This is a genomic window from Mycoplana sp. BE70, from assembly GCF_031455855.1.
In the GTDB taxonomy this organism is placed as follows: Bacteria; Pseudomonadota; Alphaproteobacteria; order Rhizobiales; family Rhizobiaceae; genus Mycoplana.
Genome location: NZ_JAVDTM010000009.1, coordinates 1 through 23,766, shown reverse-complemented (window position 1 = coordinate 23,766; position 23,766 = coordinate 1). Strand labels below are relative to the sequence as shown.

Here is a 23,766-nt window from a genome sequence, read left to right as displayed (position 1 = left end):
GTCATCGTTCCCGCATGTCGTCCGCAAAGGTGGGGGGAATACCTTGCCCCCATATGCCTTCGTCGCAGTCCAGACACTCCTCTAGCTGGCGGGCGACCGCAAGCAACAGGTCTTCCCGACCGAACCGGGCGACCAACTGGCTGCCGATCGGCAAGCCGCTGAAGGATTTGCCAGTCGGTAGCGAGATCGCCGGCTGACCGGTACCATTGAACAGGGCGGTGAATGTTTCCTTGGGTTCGAGGTCGGCGAATACACCGTCCGCATCCATCCCCTGCCGGGCTGGATCATAGGTCCCCACAACCTCGGGCAAGATGGCGCTCGTGGGAGTTAGGAGCAGATCGTACTGGTTGAAAAAGCGGCCAACGCGTCGGGTCACCTCGTCATAGGTCGCGAGTGCATCGATCAGTACCGCACCGCTGATGGATGTTCCGTAGTTGTAAAGTGCAAGGACTGTATTGCCGACGGATCCGGGTTCGATTTTCCTGTTCATTTGTGCGGCAATGCCGGGAAGGCCTGATGCGCTGTCAGCGGCCCAGATGTTTTTCTGAGCCTCAAGAAACGCGGCATAGTCGAACTGCGGAGCAGCTTCTTCCACGTGGTGGCCAAGAGAGGACAGTAACAGCGCCGTCTTCTTAACAGCCTCGATGACTTCAGGATCACAAGCAGTTCCTGACCAGGATTCGATGCAGAGCGCGATGCGTAGCCCCCTCGGTGGCTGTTGGATTGCTTCGCTGTAGCTGCTCGTCGGACAGCAAATCTCGTAGCCGTCTCCAGCGTCCGGGCCATGGCAAAGATCCAACATCAGCGCGGTGTCGCGAACGGTCTTGGTCAACATGAATGCAGTCGCGAGGCCGAGAAGGGGAGCATTTGCGCGCGGAGATCCGGTGATGCGTCCACGTGACGGCTTCAGTCCGATCAGCCCGCAAAAAGAGGCGGGATTTCGGATAGAACCGCCGCCGTCACTACCCTGCGCAAACGGTACAATACCAGCGGCGACGGCCGCCGCTGCACCACCGCTCGAGCCTGCAACTCCCCGCATGTGATCCCAGGGGTTGGTCGTGCTCCCGTAGAGCAGTGTTTCCGTCGTGGCGGGTACGCCGAACTCCGAGCTGGTGGTGCGGCCGACATTGATCAGACCAGCATTCCTGAGGCGCTGCCAGTAGACGGCGTCATGCATCGCCCTGTTACCCCTGGCAAGCTGGCTGCCGAACTCTGCGGGACGCCCGGCCTCGACGGAAAAGTCCTTCGTCAATGTCGGGATTCCGTGGAGCGGGCCGCTGCCGGATTTTTCGGGAAGACGTTCCATGGCATCAGCGTACAGCTCGACCACGGCGTTGATCTTCGGATTGACTGCTGCAACCGCGTCCGTAACGCATTGCCCCAGTTCTTTTGGAGTCACGTCGCCATTTGCCAACAGTTGAGCGAGGCCGATCCCGTCATGGGTTACGTATTCATCGAGGCGCATGGCCCATTCCTTGTTCTGCGAGAGGCTTGAGGCGCGTGACTGAGCCGACGAGTTCGCGGGTGTAGCTATCTTGAGGCTTGTTCAGGACTTGCCGTGTTGGACCGCTCTCGACGATCCTGCCGCCCTTGAACACGTAGACACGCTGACAAATGCTGTTCACGACGCCGAGATCGTGGGAAATATAAAGAAGGGCGAGCCGTCGCTCACGTTGAAGTCTGTCCAGAAGTTCGAGGATTTGCGCCTGTGTGGTCACGTCAAGCGCGGATGTGATTTCGTCGGCGATCAACAATTCCGGTTCCAGGGAGAGGGCCCTCGCCAAGCCGACACGCTGGCATTGGCCGCCGGAAAGTTGCCGGGGGCGACGCTCTCGCAAAGCTTTCGGCAGTTCGACCATATCCAGCAGTTCGTCGGCGCGTGCCAGTGCTGTGCGTCGGTCCGAAAGTCCGTGCCGCCAAATAGGCTCGGCGACAGCATCCCGGACGGGCATTCGTGGATTTAGCGAGTCGTATGGATTTTGAAAGACCATCTGAACGCGTTGTTGGAACCGCAGGAGCTCCGCGCCGCGCAATTGATGCACATCGCTTCCTTCAAAGCGGATCGCGCCAACGCTCGGCTTGTTCTGCCTCACAATTGTCCGCGCAAGAGTACTTTTCCCCGAGCCGCTCTCGCCCACAATGCCAACGGTCTCTCCGGCTGCAATTTGCAGATCGACTTCGTTGAGCGCAAGGAAGGGTGTTCGTGATGCGGTGGAACCTAGAAAAGTGCCTCTTGCAATAAACGAGACGGAGAGCTTGTCGACGCTGATCAATGGGGCAGTCGCCAATCCTGTGGCGACTTGGTCGGACTTGCTCCAGCCGTCTGGCTGTGATGCGATTAGAAGCTGAGTGTAGGGATGTTGGGGGCGGTTGATAATTTCGGCGGTCGATCCCTGCTCGACGATTTCACCATTGCGCATGACGATCACGCGCGTGCATGTGTTGGCGACAGCGGCCAGATCGTGGGATATCAAGATGATCGAGAGGCCGAGGTTGGCGTTCAGATCGCGCAGCAGCTTGAGAATGCGTGCTTGGACGGTAACATCCAGTGCCGTTGTCGGCTCGTCGGCAATGAGCAGCTTCGGTCCGCAACCGATAGCCGCAGCTATCATGGCTCGCTGTTTCATGCCGCCGGAAAACTCGTGCGGATAAGAACGGGACTTTGCTGGTGCGTCGTGAATGCCCACGTCCTCGAGCAGTTGGATGGCCCGTTGCTCGGCCTCGCGCTTTGTGAGGCCCAGATGGCGCACCATCGGGGCCGCGACCTGCTGGCCAATGCGGCGAAGCGGGTCGAGGTGTGAGGCCGGGTTCTGGAAGATCATTCCGAGTTCGCGACCGCGAATTGAACACCAGTCAACGCCATTGAGGTCGAGGAGGCTTCGTCCCTCCAGCCGTACTGAGCCCATTGCTGCCGCAGCACTCGGAAGGATCCCCATCAAAGCACGGCACGTGAGGGATTTACCGGATCCGCTTTCCCCAACGATACCGAGGATGTCGCCGGCATGGACACTGAACGACACGCCTTTTACAGCCTCCAGGGATCCAAAGGCGATGGAAAGACCTTCGACCTCCAGCAAGGGCGGAGATTTGCTTGCCATGTTCATGCCGCCACCTTTCGACGCTGCAATTGACCGAGACCGTCGCCGAGGAAGGCGAAACCAAGGCCAAGCGATATGGCAGCGAGACCTGGGAAGAGGCAGATCCACCACGCTTGCTGGATGAATGCCTGTCCATCGGCGATGATGACACCCCACTCTGCGAGCGGCGGCTGCGCACCCATCCCCAGATAGCCAAAGCTCGCACCGGCCAGCATCACAAGCACGGCGTCACTCACGGCGTAGGCAATGACTGGCCCGATCGCATTCGGCAGAACGTGCTGAAAAAGAATCGACCGCTTCGGATAGCCGAGGCACTCGGCAGCGCGGACGTATTCGCTTTCGCGAACCGTGAGCACTTCCGCTCGGACCAGCCGCGCGTAGCTTACCCAGCCGACGATCGTCAGCGCGATGATGAAGTTGAGCAGGCCGGGCCCAAGCACGCCGACAATTGCCAGAACAAGAACGAAGAATGGAAAGGCAACGGTGAGGTCATAGATCCTCATAAAGACGCTATCGACCTTCCCTCCGAAATAGCCGCTGAGGAGGCCGATGATGGTCCCGATCACAAGCGGAGGCAGGACGCCAACAACGCAAAGAAACAGGTCGACGCGGGCGGCATGAATGACGCGAGAAAAAACGTCACGACCGACCTGGTCGGTGCCGAACCAATGATCTGCGCTGGGGGCAGCCAACATGCTGGTGATGTCGATCGTGTCCGGGTCATATGGCGCGATCACGGGAGCGGCCAGAGCGACGAGCAGCCAGCCGCCCAGAATGGCTATTGCCACGATCATCATCGGCGGCAATCGCATTGCAAATGCGTCGCCCCCAATTGAAGCGGGAGTATTCGACATTCTGGCTCCCTCAAAGCTGGATGCGTGGATCGATCGAAACCGACACAAGGTCGACCGCGAGCGTTACGACCACGGTGGAAAAGGCAAAGACGAGCGTCAGTCCCTGCACAACGTAGTAATCTCGACCAAGAAGCGCTCCCACCATAAGCGATCCAAGGCCAGGAATGGCGTAGACCGTTTCCACGATGATGGCTCCGCCGATCATGAAGGCGACCATGACGCCAAGCAGGTTGAGTGTCGGGAGAACGGCGTTGGGCAGGATGGTCTTCCAGAAGATCTCGCGCTCGCTTGCGCCTTGAGCACGCACCGCCGTTACGAAATCGGCCGTGGTCTTTTCGATCAACGCAGCGCGCAGGCTCTGGGTCAACACCGGAACGAGCCAGATCGCCGTCGACATCGCAGGCAGAAACATATGGTGCAGATGCTCGGTGAAGGTCTCACCGTAGCCAGAGACCGGGAACCACCCCAACGAAACGCCGAAGAAGCGCGACATCATTATTCCCAGCCAGAACACTGGAATCGTCAAGCCAACAATACCGATGATCCGGATCGTCTGGTCGGCCGCGCCACCAGGCTTGCGGGCGCTCGTGATAGCCAATGCGATCGTCGGCGGAACAGCAAGGACGATGACGTATCCTGTGAGGAATAAAGTCGGCCACATGAACTGCAAAATCAGCTCGCTCACCGGGCGCTGAAACCGCAGCGATTGTCCGATATCACCACCGAGCAGATTGGTGATGTAGGTAAGGTACTGGTGCCAGAGCGGCTGGTCCAAGCCGTAGTGTGAACGAATTGCCGCAATGGTCTCGGGACTGGCGCGATCGCCTGCCAAGAGGCGGGCAGGATCGCCAGGTGCCAGGTGCAGCAACACAAACGTGACGACGCTGATACCCAACATCACGGCAAGGAGCTGCAGCATGCGCCGCGAAACGAGGGATAGAATGCTCAAGCTGGTTCTCCGGCGAGAGAGGATGGCGGCGCATGGTGTAAACACGCCGCCATCCGGCCTCAGTTACTTGGCGACCGTCGTGTCTTCGAGGGTCCACTGGAGGGAAGGAGTAAGCTTGATCCCATCGAGATCCCTCGAATAGGCAACCGCGTTCGGAGCATAGAAGAGGGGGATCTGAGACACTTCTTCGGTCGTGATCCGCTGGATCTCCTTGTAGATCTCTCTTCGTTTCTGCGGGTCTGCTTCCTTGGTTCCCTTTTCGACGAGCTCGTCAACCTTAGGATTGGAATAGAAGGTGTTGTAGGAGTTGGAACCGCAGGTGCCGCAGACTGCCCACCGTACGGCCAGATCGGGATCGGGCGTCTCGTTGTACCACCAGTTCGCGGCCGCATCGTATTCGCCCTTGCCGGTGGCGTCCCACCAAGCGCCTGAGTCTACGTTCACGATGACTGGCTTCAGGCCGATCGCTTGCCACTGCGCCTGCAACAACAATGCCATCTGCTGCTCTGTCGCGCCTGATGTTGCGAGGATCTTCACCTCGTGCCCAGCCATCCCGGACTCCGCTAGCAACTCCTTTGCCTTGGCGGGATCAAAGGGGATGCCGGGGTGATCCTTGTCATGGAAATCGATGCTGCCGGGCAGGGTGGTGTTGGCCGGTTCTGCGTAACCACGAGTGATCGCCGTTGCCATGGCTTTGTTGTCGATCGCGTAGGCCGCAGCCTGCCTTGCCTTCATGTTCGAAAACGGTTCTCGCTTATGGTTGAGCAAGGTCATGTAGATGGTGGTCGAAGGCTCGAGCCGCATATCGATGTTGTCTGTCGCCTTCAGATCGTCGATCTGGGACCACGGCACCGCGCGCATCACTTCAGCTTCTCCGGCCTTCAGCATGGCTGCTCGCGTCTCAGGAGAGGCGACTTCTCTCAGCTCGACAGTCGCGTCCGACTTTGGATAGCCGCTGCGCCAGTAGTGCTCGTTCGGTTGCAGTACGAGTTTCTCGTTTGGCTTCCATTCCTTGACGGCATATGGGCCTGACGTGACTTGTGCGCTGGTGAAGGCTTTTTCTGCACCCCGCGCCTCAACATCGACTTTGGAGACGATTCCCATATTCCAGATTTCAAGGTTGCCCAGGAATGGGGCGAACGCCGACTTCAGTTTGATCTCCACGGTCTTCGGATCTTTGGCCGTGATGGTTTCCATTGCACCCAGCGGGGCCGGGTAGGCTGACTGCTTGTCGCTCTGTTGCGTGAGAGGCTGAAGACAACGTCGTCTGCCGTGATCGGAGTCCCGTTCGAGAACTGGGCGTCACGCAGATGGAACGTGTAAGTCTCGCCATTCTCCGAAACATCCCAGCTTTCCGCCAGCCCCGGTTCCAGCTCACCGGTGGTTGGATTGCGCTGCAGCAGGCGCGCATAGAGCTGACCATAGGTCTCGATGTTGCCCGCCGCGGCAGAGCGCATCGGGTCGAGAGCCGTCGTCTGGTAGGGGGAAACGATGCGGATCAGCTCTGAAGCCAAAACAGGCTGGTTAGCGAGAACTGCAACGCTCAGAGAAAGGGTTGCCGCAATCAGCGAGAGTTTTGTCGATGTGCCCATGGTCGCGCCTCCCAACGCAATTTTGTTGTCCGTGGTCTGAGATGGAGATTATGTTATAAAAAAAACACGTGTCAACATTTAGGGTGGAAATATATCATCCACTTGAACTCGCTCAGCGGCTCATAGGTGCGCTACTAAATTCGTGATCCGAAACCTCGCATGCAAACAAGAGACCTTGCTCGACAGGAATTGTCTTCATCCGTAGAGCGTTTACAGTTCGCGCAAGCGCCGAGGCAACGAGCATGGACATGGACATGGACATGGAAGAGGAACGCATCGAACGACGATTGGCAGCCATCTTGGCGGCCGATGTCGTCGGCTACAGCCGCCTCATGAGCACAAACGAGGTGGGAACACTGCTGGCGTTGAAGACGCACCGCAAGGAACTGATCGACGTCCAGGTCGCGGAGCATGGCGGGCGCATCGTCAAGTTGATCGGCGATGGTATCCTCGTCGAGTTCCCCAGTGTGGTGAAGGCAGTCGAATGCGCGGCGAACATCCAGCGCGATATGCTCGTGCGCAATTCCCAGGTGCCGGAAGACCGACGTATCGAGTTTCGCATAGGCATCAACCTCGGGGACGTCATCCTTGACCAGGACGACATATACGGCGACGGCGTCAATGTCGCCGCGCGCATCGAAAGCATTGCCAGGCCCGGAGGGGTGTCGGTGTCCGCCATCGTGCGCGACAGCGTGCATGGACAACCCGACCTGCAGTTCGAGGATACCGGCGAGCAGAAGCTGAAGAACATCGATCGTCCGGTGCGCGTGTTCAACGTCTATTTCAGTGTTCCGTCCTCGCCGGACGCAACGGCGCGCGCGGCCGGACAAGAACCAGCATCTGCAGGTGTGGCATCCGGGAAGCCATCGATCGCGGTCCTGCCCTTTCTCAACATGAGCAACGATCCCGAGCAGGAGTTTTTCGCCGACGGCATCACCGAGGATGTCATTACCGACCTGTCGAAGATTTCCGCGCTCTTCGTGGTCGGCCGCAATTCGGTGTTCACCTACAAGGGAAAAGCGGTGGATCTGCGGGAAGCTGCACGAGAGCTCGGTGTGAGATTCCTGCTTGAAGGCAGTGTGCGCAAGGCGGGCCAGCGGGTGAGGGTCACGGCGCAACTCATCGACGGTCGCGACGGCGGCCATCTGTGGGCCGACCGTTACGACCGCGACCTCTCTAACATTTTCGCCGTGCAGGACGAAATCACGCACGCGATCGTAGACCAGCTCAAAGTCAAGCTTCTGCCGGTGGAGAAGGAGGCGATCGACGAAGCGCCTACCCGCAATGTCGAGGCTTACACCGACTATCTGCGGGGCCGGCAATTGTTCCATGTCGGAACGAAGACATCGCTGACCTTGGCGCGAACAATGTTTGCCAGAGCGACCGAGCTCGATCCTCTCTACGCGCGGGCCTATGCCGGTCTGGCGGATTGTGATTCACGCCTCAGGTCAAAGCACGGTGGTACGGTACCGGTCGAGCAGATTCTCGCCACCCTGGACAAGGCATTGTCAATCAATCCGAACTTGGCGGAAGCCCATGCCGCGCGCGGCTTTGCCTTGATGGTCGCCGATCGGCGCGCCGAGGCCCTGGCGAGTTTCGAGACTGCGCTCTCGCTCGATGACACCTGCCATGAGGCGCACTATCACTATGCCGACTACTGCGTCACAGGGAGCGATTTCGCGGGAGCAGCGCGACACTACATCCGGTGCCTGGAGCTCAAGCCGGATGACTACATTTCACCCGCTCTGCTGCTGAACGTGCTGCGTACGCTTGGGCGAGAGCATGAGGCGGACGAATACGCGCGTCTCGGTATAAGGCGAGCCGAGGAGGCTCTGAGGCTGCATCCAGAAGATTCAAAACCGGCCCAATTGGGAGCGGCAGCACTGGCAACACTGGGCGAGCGGGAGCGGGCGTTGGAATGGCTCAACCGGGCCTTGGCGATTGATCCCGATGACAACAGCGCTCGCTACAATGCCGCCTGCGTCTATTCCCTGCTCGGTGAGATCGACAGGGCGATAGACCTACTGGAGGTCTATCTGAGACAGGTAGGGCCCGACCTGAAACGATGGTTCAAGAACGATTCCGATCTCGACCCGATTCGGGGGCATCCTCGATATCAGACACTGCTTGAGCTTGCCGCTCAGGCGAAGATGCCGGCGTGAGGGATGAGCGACCGCGCCGCCAAGAGCGGGGGCGGTCTAATCGGAACGTTACCTCGGAAATCCGAGTAAATTTATGTTGTGGCAAATGAAAAATCTGATTTACTGACGCGGTGCTACTTGGCTTTCGGGGGATATTGCCGATGGTGTTTACCCGCAGGGATACTTTGCTTGGTGGTTTAGCGTTGCTCGGCACCGGGGCCGTCCAAAATCCAGCGTCCGCTGCGGCAGCTTCCTATTTTTCCGGCACCACCATCGACAATGGCGTAGCGTTCCGAAGCACCAACTATGCAAAGATCGACAGGAAGTGGCACCGCCAGGTTGTCAAGTATTTCAGCAGCGAGCCTATCGGTACTGTCGTCGTCGATACCAAACACCATTTTCTCTATCTGATCATGGAGAACAAGACCGCCATCCGCTATGGCGTTGGTGTCGGCCGCGACGGCTTCAAATGGTATGGCCGCGCCACGATTGACCAGAAAGCGCTTTGGCCGCGCTGGACGCCGCCGCCGGAGATGCGTGAGCGCCACCCTGAGCTGCCTGAATTCGTGGCAGGAGGGTCACCGAAGAATCCGCTTGGCCCGCGTGCCATGTATCTGCTCCGCGATGGTGTCGACACTGGCTATCGCTTCCACGGCACGCTGGAGCCGGGCAGTATCGGCAAGGACGCTTCCAGTGGCTGCATCCGCATGTTCAACGAAGATGCCATCGATCTCTATCAGCGCTGCCCCATCGGCACTGCGGTACAGGTTTTGCCACACATTGCCGACCAGGCCGAAAGCGCCGCTCAGGTCAGCCAAGCAACCTCGGTCGAATGAGGAACACCCCTTGATGTCTATGTTGACCGGATACACGAGGCTCCTTTCCTCTGCGGCCATGCTTCTATTCCTCGCCGCCTGCAACACCACCGAAATCGCCGCTGTGGAGGAGCCTGCTGTTGCGCCGATGACCGGACAAACCAACGATCCAGCGCCGGGGTTCGAGAATGTCTCGGCCGGCAGCAAAGAGGATTTTATCCTGAATGTCGGCCGTCGAACGTACTTTACTCAGGATTCAGCGGCGCTCGACGCCGTCGCCATGGCAACTCTGGACAAGCAGGCGATCTGGCTCAACAGCAACCCGCGTTGGCTGGTCAAGGTCCAAGGATTTGCCGATGATTCCGGCGCTGCGTCAAAGATGGTGACGCTATCTCAGAAGCGCGCCGATGCGGTGATGGCCTATCTTGTGTCGAAGGGCGTAGACCCCAACCGTATGTGGGCCAAGGGTTACGGCAACGATCGCGAGGTCCGGGATTGCACGGATCGCTCTTGCAAGGTGCAGAACCGGCGCGTGGTCTCCAATCTGCGCACAGAACGGGACACACTCTGATCGGCAGGTCGCCAGTGCCCTTCGGACAAGTGAGATGAACTGAGGATATGACCGCTTGGCCGAAAGCGGACAGCGTGGATCCTCCATCTGCCGATGTGCTCTCCGCGTCGTACAGGCGCTGCGCAGACTAGGCGACGTAGGTTCTGCCTAGATCACGAACGCTGCCCGGGTGCCGTCTACGACGAACTGCACCGCAAGCGCTGCGAGGATGACGCCCAGGAGCCGCGTCAGGATCGCCCGGCCAGTCACGCCAAGATAGCGGTCGACGCGCTCGGCGATCACCAGCGTGAGGTAGACGACGGCCACGCACAGCGCGATAACGCCGATCAGCGCGCCGCGGCCCACCGGTGAAGACAGCGATCCGGACAGGAGGATCGTCGCGGAAATGGCGCCGGGCCCGGCGATCAGCGGTAGGGCGAGCGGAAACACCGCGATGTTGCGGATGTGATCCTTGGTGATCGCCACCTCCGAGGTCTTCTCTTTCCGTTCCTGGCGGCGCTCGAAGACCATCTCGAAGGCGATGGTGAAGAGCAGAAGGCCGCCGGCGATGCGAAAGGCCGCGATGGATATGCCGAGCAGGCCGAGGATCCCGGCGCCGAAAACCGCAAACGTGGCGAGGATGGCGAAGGCGATGATCGATCCGCGCAGCGCGACCTGCTTGCGTTCGGCACGGTTCATCCCGACCGTCAGGCCGAGAAAGATCGGCGCGAGCCCTGGCGGGTCGAGCGTCACGAGCATGGTCGTGAGCGCATTGACGACCAATTCATAATCGTACATCCGGCCATCCCCCTTGCCGATCCGACGCATTCTTCGATGCGCTTTTGACGTCATTGTTAGGGGAGAGACGCACCCAAGTGAAGGGGGCGGCGTTGTCGCTGTCGGGCGGTGCCATCAAATTGCGGCATTTGGCGGATTTCTGGCAAAAGACTGTTCAAAACCTTCTGCAAAATTGGCGTGGTTCAAGCCGTTAGGCTATAAAATCCCGACTGATTCTGAACAAAGATCGTGATCGAAATTGACAGAGCAAACGACCCCCGGCGGCAAGTCCCCTTCCGGCATTGAGCCCATTTCCATCACCGCGGAAATGCAGCGCTCCTATCTCGACTACGCCATGAGCGTCATCGTGAGCCGCGCGCTGCCCGATGTCCGGGACGGCTTGAAGCCGGTGCACCGGCGCATCCTCTTCAGCATGAGCGAGATGGGGATCGACTGGAACAAGAAATATGTGAAGTGCGCGCGCGTCACCGGTGACGTGATGGGTAAATACCATCCGCACGGGGATGCGGCGATCTACGATGCACTGGCTCGTCTGGCACAGGACTGGTCGCTTCGGCTGCCGCTGATCGACGGCCAGGGCAATTTCGGTTCCGTGGATGGCGATCCACCGGCCGCACAGCGTTACACCGAGTGCCGCCTCGAGAAGGCCGCGCACAGCCTCCTCGACGATCTCGACAAGGAAACGGTCAATTTTCGCGAAAACTACGACGGCACCCTGCAGGAACCGTCGGTGCTGCCGGCGAGATTTCCGAACCTGCTCGTCAACGGCGCCGGCGGTATCGCCGTCGGCATGGCGACGAACATCCCGCCACACAACCTTTCGGAAGTCATCAGCGGCTGCGTCGCGCTGATCGACAATCCGGCGATCGACTTGCTCGATCTGATGCAGATCATCCCTGGCCCGGATTTCCCGACCGGCGCGTTGATCCTTGGCCGTGCCGGCATCCGCCAGGCCTACGAGACCGGCCGTGGCTCGGTCATCATGCGTGGACGCGCCCACATCGAGCCGATGCGCGGCGACCGCGAGCAGATCATCATCACCGAGGTTCCCTATCAGGTGAACAAGGCGACGATGATCGAGAAGATGGCCGAACTGGTGCGTGAAAAGCGCATCGAAGGCATCTCGGACCTGCGCGACGAATCCGACCGCGAAGGATACCGCGTCGTCATCGAGCTGAAGCGCGATGCGAACGCCGAGGTCATCCTCAACCAGCTTTATCGCTATACCCCGCTGCAGACCTCCTTCGGCTGCAACATGGTGGCGCTGAACGGCGGCAAGCCGGAGCAGATGACGCTGCTCGACATGCTGCGCGCCTTCGTGTCCTTCCGCGAGGAGGTCGTCAGCCGCCGGACGAAGTATTTGCTGCGCAAGGCGCGGGACCGGGCCCACGTGTTGGTCGGCCTCGCCATTGCCGTTGCCAACATCGATGAGATCATCAACCTGATCCGCCACGCGCCCGATCCGCAGACGGCCCGCGAGCAGTTGATGGTACGCCGCTGGCCGGCGATGGATGTCGAACCGCTGATCCGCCTGATCGACGATCCCCGCCACCGCATCAACGACGACCTGACCTACAATCTTTCCGAGGAGCAGGCCCGCGCCATCCTTGAATTGCGACTGGCGCGCTTGACCGCACTCGGTCGCGATGAAATCGCCGATGAACTGAACAAGATCGGCGAGGAAATTCGCGACTATCTGGACATCCTGGCTTCGCGCCTGCGCATCCAGGCGATCGTCAAGGACGAGATGATCGCGATCCGTGACGAGTTCGGTACGCCGCGCCGGACGGAGATCGCCGATTTCGGTCCCGACATGGACGATGAAGACCTGATCGCCCAGGAAGACATGGTGGTGACGGTGTCGCACCTCGGCTACGTCAAGCGTGTGCCGTTGACGACCTATCGGGCGCAGCGCCGCGGCGGCAAGGGTCGCTCCGGCATGGCAACGCGCGACGAGGATTTCGTCACGCGTCTCTTCGTCGCCAATACGCATACGCCGGTGCTGTTCTTCTCCTCGCGTGGCATCGTCTACAAGGAGAAAGTCTGGCGGTTGCCGATCGGAACGCCGCAGTCGAAGGGCAAGGCGCTGATCAACATGCTGCCGATCGAACCGGGTGAGCGCATCACCACGATCATGCCGTTGCCCGAGGACGAAAGCACCTGGGAAAACCTGGACGTCATGTTTTCGACGACGCGCGGCACCGTGCGGCGCAACAAGCTGTCGGACTTCGTGCAGGTCAACCGCAACGGCAAGATCGCAATGAAGCTCGAGGAGGAGGGCGACGAGATCCTCTCCGTTGAAACCTGCACCGATCAGGACGACGTGCTTCTGACGACCGCGCTCGGCCAGTGCATCCGCTTCCCGGTCGACGACGTGCGCGTCTTCGCCGGCCGCAACTCGGTCGGCGTGCGTGGCATTTCGATGGGGGCAGGGGATCGGATCATATCCATGACGATCGTCGGTCACGTCGATGCAGAGCCGTGGGAACGTGCCGCCTATCTCAAGCGCTCGGCCGCTGACCGGCGGGCCGCCGGTGCCGAAGTGGAAGACATCGCATTGGTTGGCGAGGAGGTCACGGAAGAAGGCCAACTCTCCGATGAACGCTACGAGGAACTGAAGGCACGCGAACAGTTCGTTCTGACCGTATCAGAGCGGGGCTTCGGCAAGCGGTCGTCGTCCTACGACTTCCGCACCTCGGGCCGCGGCGGCAAGGGTATCCGCGCCACCGACACGTCGAAGACCAACGAGATCGGCGAACTGGTCGCGGCCTTCCCGGTCGGCGAGGCGGACCAGCTGATGCTCGTCTCGGACGGCGGCCAGTTGATCCGGGTGCCGGTCGACGGAATCCGTGTTGCCAGCCGCGCGACGAAGGGCGTGACGATCTTCTCCACCGCCAAGGATGAGAAGGTCGTTTCCGTGGAGCGCATCAACGAGCCCGATGGCGACGACGAGGCGAACGGCGAGGCCGCTTTGGATGGCGACAACGGCGCGACCAGCGCCGTGGAATGACTGCTCCGCACCTGCGGATGCACGGACAAATAACAAAAGGCCGGGGGAAACCCGGCCTTTTGTTATTTCGGTTCCTAGAATCGTGGCGCTCAGGGGCGACCAAGGAAGCGGCTCGCCCGAGCTAGCTTTCGGTATCTGTGTCATTGCTTCTCGCTCGACCCACTCGACGCAGACGGCGCGGGGCGGTGGGCGCCTGGTACAGCTCATCGCGCAAGGCGGACATGGTGGCGGCGATCAGAAGAACGAACATCGTCATGCTGAGCAGAGCGAGTGCCATCGTCGTGTTCCTTCCAGTTGCTGAAACGACCTGTGATGACACGGCAATGGCGTCGCACCACCTTTTGTTCCGTATCGTTACGGTCCGAGATCCGCCTAGCTCCAGCCGCCTCCCTGCGAACGCAACGCCGGGGACAGAGGCCCAACAATCTATTGCTTCTGGCGCCGCCGCGTGACACAACGCGGCAAACGGGAAAACGCCATGGCTGTTGCCTTCTATCCGGGTTCCTTCGACCCGATCACCAACGGACATCTCGACGTGCTGGTCCAGGCGCTCAACATTGCGCCGAAGGTCATCGTCGCGATCGGCATCCATCCGGGCAAGGTACCGCTGTTTTCTTTCGATGAGCGCGCCGACATGATCCGGCGGGCGATCGCCGAGACGCTGCCTGCGCGCTCGGGTGACGTTTCCGTCGTGGCCTTCGACAAGCTCGTCGTTGACGCTGCACGCGAGCACAAGGCGCATTTGCTGATCCGCGGCCTGCGCGACGGCACCGACCTCGACTACGAAATGCAGATGGCCGGCATGAACCAACAGATGGCCCCGGACGTTCAGACCGTATTCCTGCCCGCCGGCACGGCATCGCGGCCCATAACCGCCACATTGGTTCGCCAGATCGCCGGTATGGGCGGAGATGTCAGCGCCTTTGTTCCCAAGGTTGTCAATGCGGCACTGATAGCGCGCAAGCGACCCTGATAGTCACAACGAAATGGAGTGATCATGAAACTCTTGAAGATCGCGTTTGCGGGTGCCTTGCTTCTTGCGACCGCCACCGGCAGCGTCTGGGCGCAGGCGAAGGAATACCTGACGATCCAGCTGAAGGACGGTCCGGTCGTCATCGAACTGCGCCCCGATATTGCGCCGAAGCACGTGGAGCGCATGAAGGCGCTTGCGGCGGCCGGCGAATATGACAACGTCGCGTTCCACCGCGTGATCGACGGCTTCATGGCCCAGACCGGCGACGTGCAGTACGGCGACATGGAGAGCGGCTTCAACCCGGCCGCAGCCGGTACCGGCGGCTCCTCGCAGCCGGATCTTCCGGCCGAGTTCTCCGACGTGCCGTTCGAGCGCGGCACCGTCGGCATGGCGCGCGCGCAGGATCCCAACTCCGCCAACTCGCAGTTCTTCATCATGTTTGCGCCGGGCGACTTCCTCAACGGCCAGTACACCGTTGTTGGCAAGGTGGTGGAAGGCATGGAGAACGTCGACAAGATCAAGCGCGGGGACCAGGCCAACAATGGTTCCGTCACCGATCCCGACCGGATGATCAAGGTCACGGTTGGAAAATAAGCTCCAGAGGCATTCCGCCCTCTTCGGATCGCGGAACGCCTCTAACCTTTCGTATTCACGCAATTCCGGAGCAAGACCGCTGCGTCGCTTGCCGGAATTGCTCTAGAGCAAGGAGAAAGACCATGGCCGAGATCAAGGATCCGGAAAATACCATCATCATGGAAACCTCGAAGGGCAAGGTCGTGATCCAGCTTCTGCCGGACCTCGCACCCGGTCACGTTGCCCGAATCAAGGAACTGACGCGCGAGGGCGCCTATGACGGCGTGGTATTCCACCGCGTCATCGAGGACTTCATGGCGCAAACGGGCGACGTGCAGTACGGCAAGACCGGCGGCAAGGACTTCAATCCGGCCCGCGCCGGCATGGGCGGCTCCGACAAGCCGGACCTGAAGGCCGAATTCTCCAACATGAGCCACGTGCGCGGCACGTGCTCGATGGCCCGCAGCCAGATGCCGAACTCGGCCAACTCGCAGTTCTTTATCTGCTTCACCGACTCGCCCTGGCTGAACAAGCAGTATTCGGTCTGGGGTCAGGTGATCGAAGGCATGGAGAACATCGACAAGATCAAGCGCGGCGAGCCCGTGCGCGATCCGGACACCATCATTTCGATGAAGGTCGCAGCCGACGCCTGATGTCGTCGTCGAACAAACGAACCCGCCTTGGCCCATCCGGCGCCGGGGCGGGTTTCCCTTTTTTGCGAAAATAGGTTATCGGCAGGACCAAACCCGGTACAAGAACGACAATGCGCATAGACCTGTTCGATTTCGAGCTCCCCGAGGAGCGCATCGCGCTGCGCCCGATAACGCCGCGCGAAGACGCGCGCCTGCTCGTCGTGCAACCGGAGCATCCGTCGGCCTTCGCCGATCGTCATGTCGGCGACCTGCCGGATCTTCTCGAGGCGGGCGATGCGCTTGTCTTCAACGACACACGGGTCATTCCCGCGCAGCTCGAGGGCATTCGGCACCGGGACGGTGCCGGTTCCCAGCAGGTATCGGCGACCCTGCACATGCGCATCGCCACTGACCGCTGGAAGGCCTTCGCCAAGCCCGGCAAGCGCATCAAGGTCGGCGACCGCATCTCGTTCGGCCACGAGGGCAGGGTGTGCCTGCTCGGCTCGCTCGACGCGACCGTCGAGGAAAAGGGTGAGGGCGGCGAGGTGACGCTGCGCTTCGACTTCCACGGCCCCGTTCTGGATGAGGCGATCGCGACCGTCGGCCACATTCCGCTGCCGCCCTATATCGCCTCCAAGCGCGAGGACGACGAGGCCGACCGGAGCGACTATCAGACCATCTATGCCCGCGAGGAGGGTGCCGTTGCAGCCCCCACCGCCGGCCTGCACTTCACCGAGGCGCTGTTCGAAAAGCTGGACCGCAAGGGTGTTGAGCGCCATTTCGTCACGCTGCATGTCGGGGCGGGAACGTTCCTGCCGGTCAAGGCGGACGATACCGACGACCACGTCATGCACCAGGAACTCGGCTACGTGTCGAAACGCACCGCCGATGCGCTGAATGCGGTCAAGGCGAGGGGCGGGCGCATCGTCTGCGTCGGCACGACATCGTTGCGGCTGCTCGAAAGCGCAGCCTCCGAGGACGGCACGATCGAGCCCTGGTCCGGCGCGACGGGGATCTTCATCACCCCCGGCTACCGCTTCCGCACGGCCGACATGCTGATCACCAACTTCCACCTGCCGAAGTCGACGCTGTTCATGCTCGTCTCGGCTTTCTCCGGCCTCGACACGATGCGCGCCGCCTATGGGCATGCCATCGACACCGGCTACCGCTTCTATTCGTACGGCGACGCCAGCCTGCTCTTCCGGAAAGATCCATGACCGAACGTTTTGAATTCAAGCTGCTTGCGACCGATGGCAAGGCACGGCGCGGCGAAGTCAGCATGCCGCGCGGCACGATCCGCACGCCCGCCTTCATGCCGGTTGGTACCGTCGGCACCGTCAAGGCGATGTACCTCGACCAGGTGCGCGAACTCGGCGCCGACATTATCCTCGGCAATACCTACCATCTGATGCTGCGCCCCGGTCCCGAGCGCGTCGCGCGACTGGGCGGCCTGCACAACCTGATCCGCTGGCCGTGGCCGATCCTGACGGATTCCGGCGGGTTCCAGGTCATGTCGCTGTCGGGTCTGCGCAAGCTCGACGAGAAGGGTGTCACCTTCAAGAGCCATGTGGACGGCTCGCTGCACCACATGTCGCCGGAGCGATCGATCGAAATCCAGGGGCTGCTCGACAGCGACATCCAGATGCAGCTCGACGAGTGCGTCCGCCTTCCGGCAGAACCGAAGGAAATCGAGCGGGCAATGGAGATGTCCTATCGCTGGGCGGAGCGCTGCAAGGTGGCCTTCGGCGACCAGCCGGGCAAGGCGATGTTCGGCATCGTCCAGGGCGGTGACATTCCCGAACTGCGTGTCCGCTCGGCGCAGGGGCTCGCCGGCCTCGACCTCAAGGGCTATGCGATCGGCGGCCTGGCCGTCGGCGAGCCGCAGGCGGTCATGCTCGACATGATCGACACGACCTGCCCGCATCTGCCAACCGAAAAGCCGCGCTATCTGATGGGGGTGGGGACGCCAGACGACATCCTCAAATCGGTCGCGCACGGCATCGATATGTTCGACTGCGTGATGCCGACCCGCTCGGGCCGCCACGGCCTTGCCTTTACCCGCAACGGCCGCATCAACATTCGCAATGCCCGCCATGCGGAAGACTTGCGACCGCTCGACGAGCAATCGAACTGCCCGGCGTCGCGGGACTACTCGCGTGCGTACCTGCATCATCTCGTGCGGGCGAACGAATCGCTCGGCGGAATGCTGCTCACCTGGAGCAACCTAGCTTACTACCAGGACCTGATGGCTGGCATTCGTGCGGCGATCGAGCAGGGGCGCTACGCCGACTTCATGGCGGAAACGCAGGACACCTGGGCGCGCGGCGAAGCCGAGGCCAAGAAAGCGGCCTGAGACGCGTGCACGTCGCTGTTCCAAGCTGTCAGATGTCGGAGCCCGGACCCGACGGCTGCATGTAGACCCCGTTGATCTTGTAGCTGCCATCCGGCTGCCGGATCACCTGGTAGATCACCGTCCAGTCCTTGCCGTCGCTGCCGGTGATCAGCACTTCCTGCAACACCGTGCCGTCCGACACCTTGCTGCGGCCAAAGGCGAAGTTTCCGGGGCGGTACACCGGCCCGTAGCCGCGCTTGACCATGTCGAAGAATAAAGTTTCGTCGGGAAACTTCTCACGGATGGTCGGGGAGGCGAACGAGTAGGCCGCCGTGGCGTCGTCGTGCAGGAAGGCGTCGATCTGGCGCTCGATGACGATCTGCGCCGAATCGACGGGTTCGCCCGCCAAAACAACAGGCGACGCGGGCATGGCCAACAAAGAGATCGCGACGGCTGCTGGAACGAACCTCATGGCAAACGCTCCGTTGCTCTTTCTTCAGAGTAGACCAATTGCCTGCACTTAAAAGTGGGTGGCCGCTTGGAAGTTCGCGCAGAGGAATCGATAAAAGTGAATGAGAACAAGCGTTTATTTTGTCATTCTAAACTAGTTGACAGCCTTTCAATTGTTCGTGAAATCCCGATCTGACGTTCGTTTGCATAGTGGACGAGGCGGGATTAGTCGGATCTCTGCAACCTGGCTCACTGTGTCGTGGGGCGAGGCGTCGGTCCTCAAGACGACGCGTGTGTCCCGAGGGCGGTCACGATTGCATCGGCCTCCTTGCCGTACATTTCCTCGTAGTGATCGAAGGACTTGGCGAAATAACCGATACCCTGCGTCGCCGATCGCAGCGACCGTGCCAACTCGTCGAGCACGTTGCCCGGAACCAGCGCGCGAAACGTATCCCAACCCTTGGCGGCCTCGTCGCGGTCAAATCCGAGGACCTGCCCCTTTAGCGCCGAGACGATCTGAACCAGGCCGCCTGTGTAGATGGAGGGTATGTGGATCTCGACACGGAGGATCGGCTGCATCAGGACCGGTGACGCCTGCGACAATGCCTGGCGCACGCCCATCTTGCCGGCGGTCCGGAAGGCGTATTCCGAGCTGTCGACCGTGTGATGTTGTCCGTCGGTGAGGGTCACCCCGACATCGATGACGCCGAAGCCCAGCGGGCCTTTCTCCATCGCTTCGCGGGCGCCGGATTCGACCGCCGGAATGAAATTCCGTGGCACGGCGCCGCCCTTGACGACCTCCGCAAAGGAAAAGCCGTAGCCGCGCTCGTTCGGGTGGATGCTCAGCTTGACATCGGCAAACTGCCCAGCGCCGCCCGTCTGCTTGCGGTGGCGATAGTGCACGTCGGACGCCTTGGATACTGTCTCCCGGTAGACCGGGTGCGGTGGCTGCTCGGTGACCGCGATGTGGAAAACGTCGTTCAATGCCTTGCTGACTTCGCGCAGGTGCAATGGTCCCTGCACGCTGACGAGATAGGCGCCAGATCCCTCTTCCTGGGTCACCAGAAGACCGCGATCGGCTTCCGCGAGCTTCGCCAGCGTGCCGGACAGCTTGGTTTCGTCGCGTTCGCTTTCGGGCACCAGGATGCGGTCGAGCATCGGCGACGGCGGCGCGGTCCAGTCGGGGGCTGCAAGCGCCGAATTGGCAGTGATGAGGGCAGGAACCGGCAGACGGTCCGATTTAACCGTCGCGAATACCTCGCTCGGGGCTGGCATGCCGTTGGCGAGCGGCCGGCCGGTGATCGGGTCCTGCAGGCTGCCCAGGGCGAACTCTCCCTGGGACGTTTGCTTCATTTCGTTCAAGGCGCGCGCCAGCACCGTCTTGCCGATGTTCTGTCGGTGGAAGGCATGAAAGGTCACCGCGGCAAGAGCTCCGTCCGAGATGTCCGCCGCGCTCGCCAATCGGCCGCGAAGCGCCTCGACGGGCGGCGCTTCATGACGCAACGCCTTCATGAGGCGCATGATTCCGTTGCTGTGGCTGGCCGCGCCGATAAAGACCGGGGTGATCTGGTTCTGCCTCAAGATGCGCGAGGCAATGGAGTAGATCGCGGCGCTGTCCGGCTGCCGGTCTTCAATCAACTCTTCCAGCAACCAGTCGTCGAACTCAGACAGTTGCTCGAGCAGTCCCGTACGCGCGTCGTGCTCCTGTTCCGCCAAGTCCTGCGGGATCGCAACCAGAGACGATGTCTGGCCCTCGCGGTACCGCCAGGCTCGCTCCGAGATCAGGTCGACGGCGCCAACGATCGTTTCGCCCTCGCGAATGGGAATCTGCCGCAGAACCAGGGTGTGGCTTGCATAGTCCTGCAGCGCGGCGATCACGTCGCGAATTCGCCCGCGCGGCTCGTCTATGCGATTGATGAAGATGATGCAGGGCGTGCCGGAGGCTTCGATGAACCGGAGATAAGGTGCGGCAAGCACGGCCTCCTCCGGGGTCGGCGAGACGCACAGGATGCAGGCGTCGCTTGCCAGAAGCGTCTGCTGGGCGTGCGCCAGCGATTCGATCGAGCCCGGCGCGTCGAGTGCGCACCAGAATTCACCGGCGAACTCGAACTGGCAGAGGTTCAGGCCGTAAGGGGAGGTGGCTTTTCGCGCTGTTCCTTCCAACGCCGCCAACTTGTCGACGAGCGTTGATTTCCCCGTCTGCGAAGGTCCCATTACGGCAAAGCAGCGCATCGGCATTCCTCCCATTGCCAGGATCCCAACACTCTCCTTTTTGCAGGATGACGCGAAGCCGCGCGAAGCGCCAGAGAGATATTGATATTTCTTGATCGCCGGCGGGCGAGGACCAGACACACGATGCGATCGCCTCGGCGTCTGCGCCGATGACGACGGCACCGCCAAGCTTCCAGGCGAAGGTCAAAAATCTATCTGCGCGAAGGTCGATTTCATGGTCGCGGCTGCGCAATCCGTGCAATGCGCGAAACGGTTGCGGGCCTCGCCACCGCGGTGCGAACCACGCCGTAATGAGAACGGTAAGGCGCTGCCGGCGAGGCGCATTTTCCACTCGATGGATGCAAAATTAACCTTTTGTTAACCATGAATCGCCTAGTTATTGGGAACCAAAAATTAACAAAGATCCCCAAAGTGTTAACAGAACCTCGCTCGATCCGCATCAAGGGCCGATCCTTCCTGGCGCTTATGCTTTCACCGGAACTGCCGCTCGGTGATTGGCTTACCCGGCTTGACGATCTTGCCGCACGCTCGGCAGGCTTCTTCCTGGAAAGGCCGATCGTGCTCGACGTCGCCGAGCTCGATATCGACCGGTCGCAGTTGAAGGAACTGCTTGCCGCGCTTGCAGACCGCAATGTCCGGGTCATGGGAATTGAGGGCGGACGGCCGTCGCTGTTCGAGCCGGGGATGCCACCAGCCATGCGGGGAGGGCGTCCAGCGCCCGAAATCGAGGTTCCCGTCGTCGAGCCGGTCGCGGACACGGCCAAGGTGCCGATTGCACCCCAGGAGGCTGCACAGATCGTCAAGGCGCCCGCGTCGATGATCATCCGGGAGCCGGTGCGTTCCGGACAATCGGTGATCTTTCCGGAGGGCGACGTCACGATCGTTGGATCGGTCGCATCCGGTGCGGAAGTCATTGCGGGCGGATCCGTCCACATCTACGGCACCCTCAGGGGTAGGGCGCTGGCGGGCTCGGTGGGCAACGCGGGAGCGCGCATTTTCTGCCGCAAGCTTGAGGCGGAACTGCTGGCGATCGACGGCGTCTACAAGACCGCGGACGACATGGCGCCAAACCTTCGGGGACAGGCGGTGCAGCTCTGGCTCGAGGGCGATTCGATTATGGCAGAGAGACTAAACTGAGCCGGCTGCCGGCCAGCAACAGGAGCGGAAGATGGCGAAAGTAATCGTGGTTACGTCCGGTAAGGGGGGAGTCGGCAAGACGACTTCAAGTGCCGCTCTCGGAGCAGCGCTGGCCCAGCGCAACGAGAAGACCGTCGTTGTGGATTTCGACGTCGGCCTGCGCAATCTGGACCTCGTGATGGGGGCCGAGCGCCGCGTGGTCTATGACCTGGTGAATGTGATCCAGGGCGAGGCAAAGCTGCCGCAGGCCCTGATCCGTGACAAGCGTCTCGACACGCTGTTCATGTTGGCGGCGTCGCAGACCCGCGACAAGGACAGCCTGACCGCGGAGGGCGTCGAGCGGGTCATCAACGACCTGAAGCGGCACTTCGACTGGATCATCTGCGATAGCCCGGCCGGCATCGAGCGGGGCGCGACACTCGCCATGCGCCATGCGGATGTGGCCGTCGTGGTGACCAACCCGGAAGTTTCGTCGGTCCGCGATTCCGACCGCATCATCGGCCTGCTCGACGCCAAGACCGAGAAGGCCGAACGCGGGGAGCGGATGGAGAAGCATCTGCTGCTAACCCGCTACGACGCCGCCCGCGCCGATCGCGGCGACATGTTGAAGGTCGACGATGTCCTTGAAATCCTGTCGATCCCGCTGCTCGGCATCATTCCGGAAAGCATGGACGTCTTGAAAGCGTCCAACATCGGCGCACCGGTCACGCTGGCTGACAGCCGCAGCGCCCCGGCGATCGCTTATCTCGATGCGGCCCGCCGGCTTGCCGGCGAGACCGTGCCGATGAGCCTTCCGGGCGAGAAGCGCAGTCTTTTGGGCAAAATATTCGGGCGGAGGGCGGCATGAGCATTTTCCGTTTCTTCAGCAAGCAAAGCTCTGCACCGACGGCACGCGATCGTCTGCAGGTGCTTCTGGCGCATGAGCGGGCATCGGTCGGTCAAACGGATCTGATCGCCGTTCTCAGGGAAGAGATCCTCGCGGTCATCGCCAAGCATGTCGAGATCGACGACGAACGGGTGAGCGTCAAGATGGATCGCGGCGAGCACGTCACCACGCTCGAAGTCGACATCGAAATTCCGATCACCGTGACTGTCCGCGCGGCGTGAAGGCCGCCACCCGGCAGATTCGGGTTGGTGGGAAACCGCATCGTCAGACAAGCGCCCTCGTTATAGGCACGAGGGCGCCTTGATGTTGAGTGCGCCCGACGGCTGGCGCCGGGCGCAGCGTTCCGGCAGATGCCGCCACAGCTTGATCGCACGGCCATCCGGTGAATAGACGGACCTGTAGATCATTTCGCGGCGGACCGAGAGCGGATGCAGCTCCAACCGAATCCGGCGGTCGATCTTGCAGCGACCAGCCGTCGTGGCAGTACGGTCGATACCGATGCCGGCCATCCGCCAGCGGGCGATCTTACGGTGCTCGCCCATATCGATCTGGGGTAGGTGCGTTTCATGCGTTGTTGCTCGCATGAGACAAGCCGTTGTTATCTCCGGAAGATCGCAGTTCAAACTTGAACCCACCGGGCTACAGACCTTGTGGCAGCCAGGTTGAATTGTCCGCCGGCGCGCAAAGTAGAAATGTCACTTCAAGCGGCCGCGCGGCACGACGATCAGCCCCGATCTGAGCGGC

General features: G+C 61.2%; 21 protein-coding genes and 1 pseudogene. 12 read left to right on the top strand and 10 right to left on the bottom strand.

Annotated features, from left to right (window positions below; all coding sequences use genetic code 11):
- Position 1: 1 nt before the first annotated feature.
- From J2Y48_RS17155 to J2Y48_RS17135, 5 genes and pseudogenes are all read right to left on the bottom strand, one after another.
- Complete coding sequence (locus J2Y48_RS17155; protein ID WP_310420408.1) at positions 2 to 1,465, bottom strand: amidase; 1,464 nt, start codon at positions 1,463 to 1,465, stop codon at positions 2 to 4.
- The gene (locus J2Y48_RS17150; protein ID WP_310420406.1) at positions 1,452 to 3,104 is read right to left on the bottom strand and encodes an ABC transporter ATP-binding protein; all 1,653 of its coding nucleotides are present in this window, start codon (positions 3,102 to 3,104) and stop codon (positions 1,452 to 1,454) included. The genes J2Y48_RS17155 and J2Y48_RS17150 overlap by 14 nt, the downstream gene beginning before the upstream one ends.
- Positions 3,101 to 3,910 (bottom strand): ABC transporter permease, encoded by an 810-nt coding sequence (locus J2Y48_RS17145; RefSeq protein WP_405030255.1) that lies wholly within the window; start codon positions 3,908 to 3,910, stop codon positions 3,101 to 3,103. Before J2Y48_RS17145 ends, J2Y48_RS17150 begins: the two co-directional genes overlap by 4 nt.
- 52 nt (positions 3,911 to 3,962) lie before the next feature.
- Entirely contained in the window at positions 3,963 to 4,901 is a 939-nt protein-coding gene (locus J2Y48_RS17140) for an ABC transporter permease (protein WP_310420402.1), read from the bottom strand.
- Between the two features lie 63 nt (positions 4,902 to 4,964).
- Positions 4,965 to 6,358 (bottom strand): annotated as a pseudogene (locus J2Y48_RS17135) (ABC transporter substrate-binding protein).
- Positions 6,359 to 6,753: 395 nt separating this feature from the next.
- Here J2Y48_RS17135 and J2Y48_RS17125 point away from each other — a divergent pair.
- The 3 genes from J2Y48_RS17125 to J2Y48_RS17115 all read left to right on the top strand — a co-directional run bounded on the left by J2Y48_RS17125 (position 6,754) and on the right by J2Y48_RS17115 (position 10,020).
- Positions 6,754 to 8,655 carry a TPR end-of-group domain-containing protein gene (locus J2Y48_RS17125; protein ID WP_310420862.1) on the top strand — a complete coding sequence of 634 codons (1,902 nt, stop codon included), beginning with the start codon at positions 6,754 to 6,756 and terminating at the stop codon, positions 8,653 to 8,655.
- Between the two features lie 140 nt (positions 8,656 to 8,795).
- The gene (locus tag J2Y48_RS17120; protein ID WP_310420396.1) at positions 8,796 to 9,470 is read left to right on the top strand and encodes a L,D-transpeptidase; all 675 of its coding nucleotides are present in this window, start codon (positions 8,796 to 8,798) and stop codon (positions 9,468 to 9,470) included.
- A 13-nt stretch (positions 9,471 to 9,483) separates the two neighbouring features.
- A complete protein-coding gene (locus J2Y48_RS17115; RefSeq protein ID WP_310420394.1) occupies positions 9,484 to 10,020 on the top strand; it encodes an OmpA family protein in 537 nt (178 codons plus the stop codon).
- A 147-nt stretch (positions 10,021 to 10,167) separates the two neighbouring features.
- Here the strand turns inward: J2Y48_RS17115 and J2Y48_RS17110 are convergent, their stop codons facing one another.
- On the bottom strand, positions 10,168 to 10,797 hold the full coding sequence (locus J2Y48_RS17110) for a MarC family protein (RefSeq protein WP_310420392.1): 630 nt from the start codon (positions 10,795 to 10,797) through the stop codon (positions 10,168 to 10,170).
- A gap of 238 nt (positions 10,798 to 11,035) precedes the next feature.
- Between J2Y48_RS17110 and gyrA the strand changes: the two genes are divergently transcribed.
- Complete coding sequence (gene gyrA / locus J2Y48_RS17105; protein WP_310420390.1) at positions 11,036 to 13,807, top strand: DNA gyrase subunit A; 2,772 nt, start codon at positions 11,036 to 11,038, stop codon at positions 13,805 to 13,807.
- Between the two features lie 121 nt (positions 13,808 to 13,928).
- On the opposite strand, the gene J2Y48_RS17100 is transcribed toward gyrA, so the two are convergent.
- On the bottom strand, positions 13,929 to 14,084 hold the full coding sequence (locus J2Y48_RS17100; protein ID WP_310420388.1) for a hypothetical protein: 156 nt from the start codon (positions 14,082 to 14,084) through the stop codon (positions 13,929 to 13,931).
- A gap of 201 nt (positions 14,085 to 14,285) precedes the next feature.
- On the opposite strand from J2Y48_RS17100, the gene coaD reads away from it, so the two are divergent.
- The 5 genes from coaD to tgt all read left to right on the top strand — a co-directional run bounded on the left by coaD (position 14,286) and on the right by tgt (position 18,338).
- Positions 14,286 to 14,780, top strand: coding sequence for a pantetheine-phosphate adenylyltransferase (gene coaD, locus J2Y48_RS17095; protein ID WP_310420386.1), 495 nt, complete (start codon positions 14,286 to 14,288; stop codon positions 14,778 to 14,780).
- 24 nt (positions 14,781 to 14,804) lie between these two features.
- Entirely contained in the window at positions 14,805 to 15,374 is a 570-nt protein-coding gene (locus J2Y48_RS17090) for a peptidylprolyl isomerase (RefSeq protein ID WP_310420384.1), read from the top strand.
- 122 nt (positions 15,375 to 15,496) lie between these two features.
- Positions 15,497 to 16,006: a peptidylprolyl isomerase gene (locus J2Y48_RS17085; RefSeq protein WP_310420382.1), complete on the top strand. Its 510-nt coding sequence runs from the start codon at positions 15,497 to 15,499 to the stop codon at positions 16,004 to 16,006.
- A 110-nt stretch (positions 16,007 to 16,116) separates the two neighbouring features.
- A complete protein-coding gene (gene queA / locus J2Y48_RS17080; RefSeq protein ID WP_310420380.1) occupies positions 16,117 to 17,202 on the top strand; it encodes a tRNA preQ1(34) S-adenosylmethionine ribosyltransferase-isomerase QueA in 1,086 nt (361 codons plus the stop codon).
- Positions 17,199 to 18,338 carry a tRNA guanosine(34) transglycosylase Tgt gene (tgt, locus tag J2Y48_RS17075; RefSeq protein WP_310420378.1) on the top strand — a complete coding sequence of 380 codons (1,140 nt, stop codon included), beginning with the start codon at positions 17,199 to 17,201 and terminating at the stop codon, positions 18,336 to 18,338. Before queA ends, tgt begins: the two co-directional genes overlap by 4 nt.
- 28 nt (positions 18,339 to 18,366) lie before the next feature.
- On the opposite strand, the gene J2Y48_RS17070 is transcribed toward tgt, so the two are convergent.
- Both J2Y48_RS17070 and J2Y48_RS17065 read right to left on the bottom strand, forming a co-directional pair.
- Positions 18,367 to 18,789, bottom strand: a complete 423-nt coding sequence (locus J2Y48_RS17070) for a DUF4864 domain-containing protein (protein ID WP_310420376.1) — start codon at positions 18,787 to 18,789, stop codon at positions 18,367 to 18,369.
- 257 nt (positions 18,790 to 19,046) lie between these two features.
- Entirely contained in the window at positions 19,047 to 20,999 is a 1,953-nt protein-coding gene (locus J2Y48_RS17065; protein ID WP_310420374.1) for an elongation factor G, read from the bottom strand.
- A gap of 363 nt (positions 21,000 to 21,362) precedes the next feature.
- Here J2Y48_RS17065 and minC point away from each other — a divergent pair, with 363 nt between their 5' ends.
- Genes minC through minE form a run of 3 tightly spaced genes read left to right on the top strand, consistent with a single transcriptional unit; the run spans position 21,363 to position 23,243 of the window.
- On the top strand, positions 21,363 to 22,136 hold the full coding sequence (gene minC, locus J2Y48_RS17060; RefSeq protein WP_405030245.1) for a septum site-determining protein MinC: 774 nt from the start codon (positions 21,363 to 21,365) through the stop codon (positions 22,134 to 22,136).
- Between the two features lie 31 nt (positions 22,137 to 22,167).
- A complete protein-coding gene (minD, locus tag J2Y48_RS17055; protein WP_310420372.1) occupies positions 22,168 to 22,983 on the top strand; it encodes a septum site-determining protein MinD in 816 nt (271 codons plus the stop codon).
- Positions 22,980 to 23,243, top strand: a complete 264-nt coding sequence (minE, locus tag J2Y48_RS17050; RefSeq protein ID WP_310420370.1) for a cell division topological specificity factor MinE — start codon at positions 22,980 to 22,982, stop codon at positions 23,241 to 23,243. The genes minD and minE overlap by 4 nt, the downstream gene beginning before the upstream one ends.
- A gap of 60 nt (positions 23,244 to 23,303) precedes the next feature.
- Here the strand turns inward: minE and J2Y48_RS17045 are convergent, their stop codons facing one another.
- On the bottom strand, positions 23,304 to 23,606 hold the full coding sequence (locus tag J2Y48_RS17045; protein ID WP_310420368.1) for a hypothetical protein: 303 nt from the start codon (positions 23,604 to 23,606) through the stop codon (positions 23,304 to 23,306).
- Positions 23,607 to 23,766: the final 160 nt, after the last annotated feature.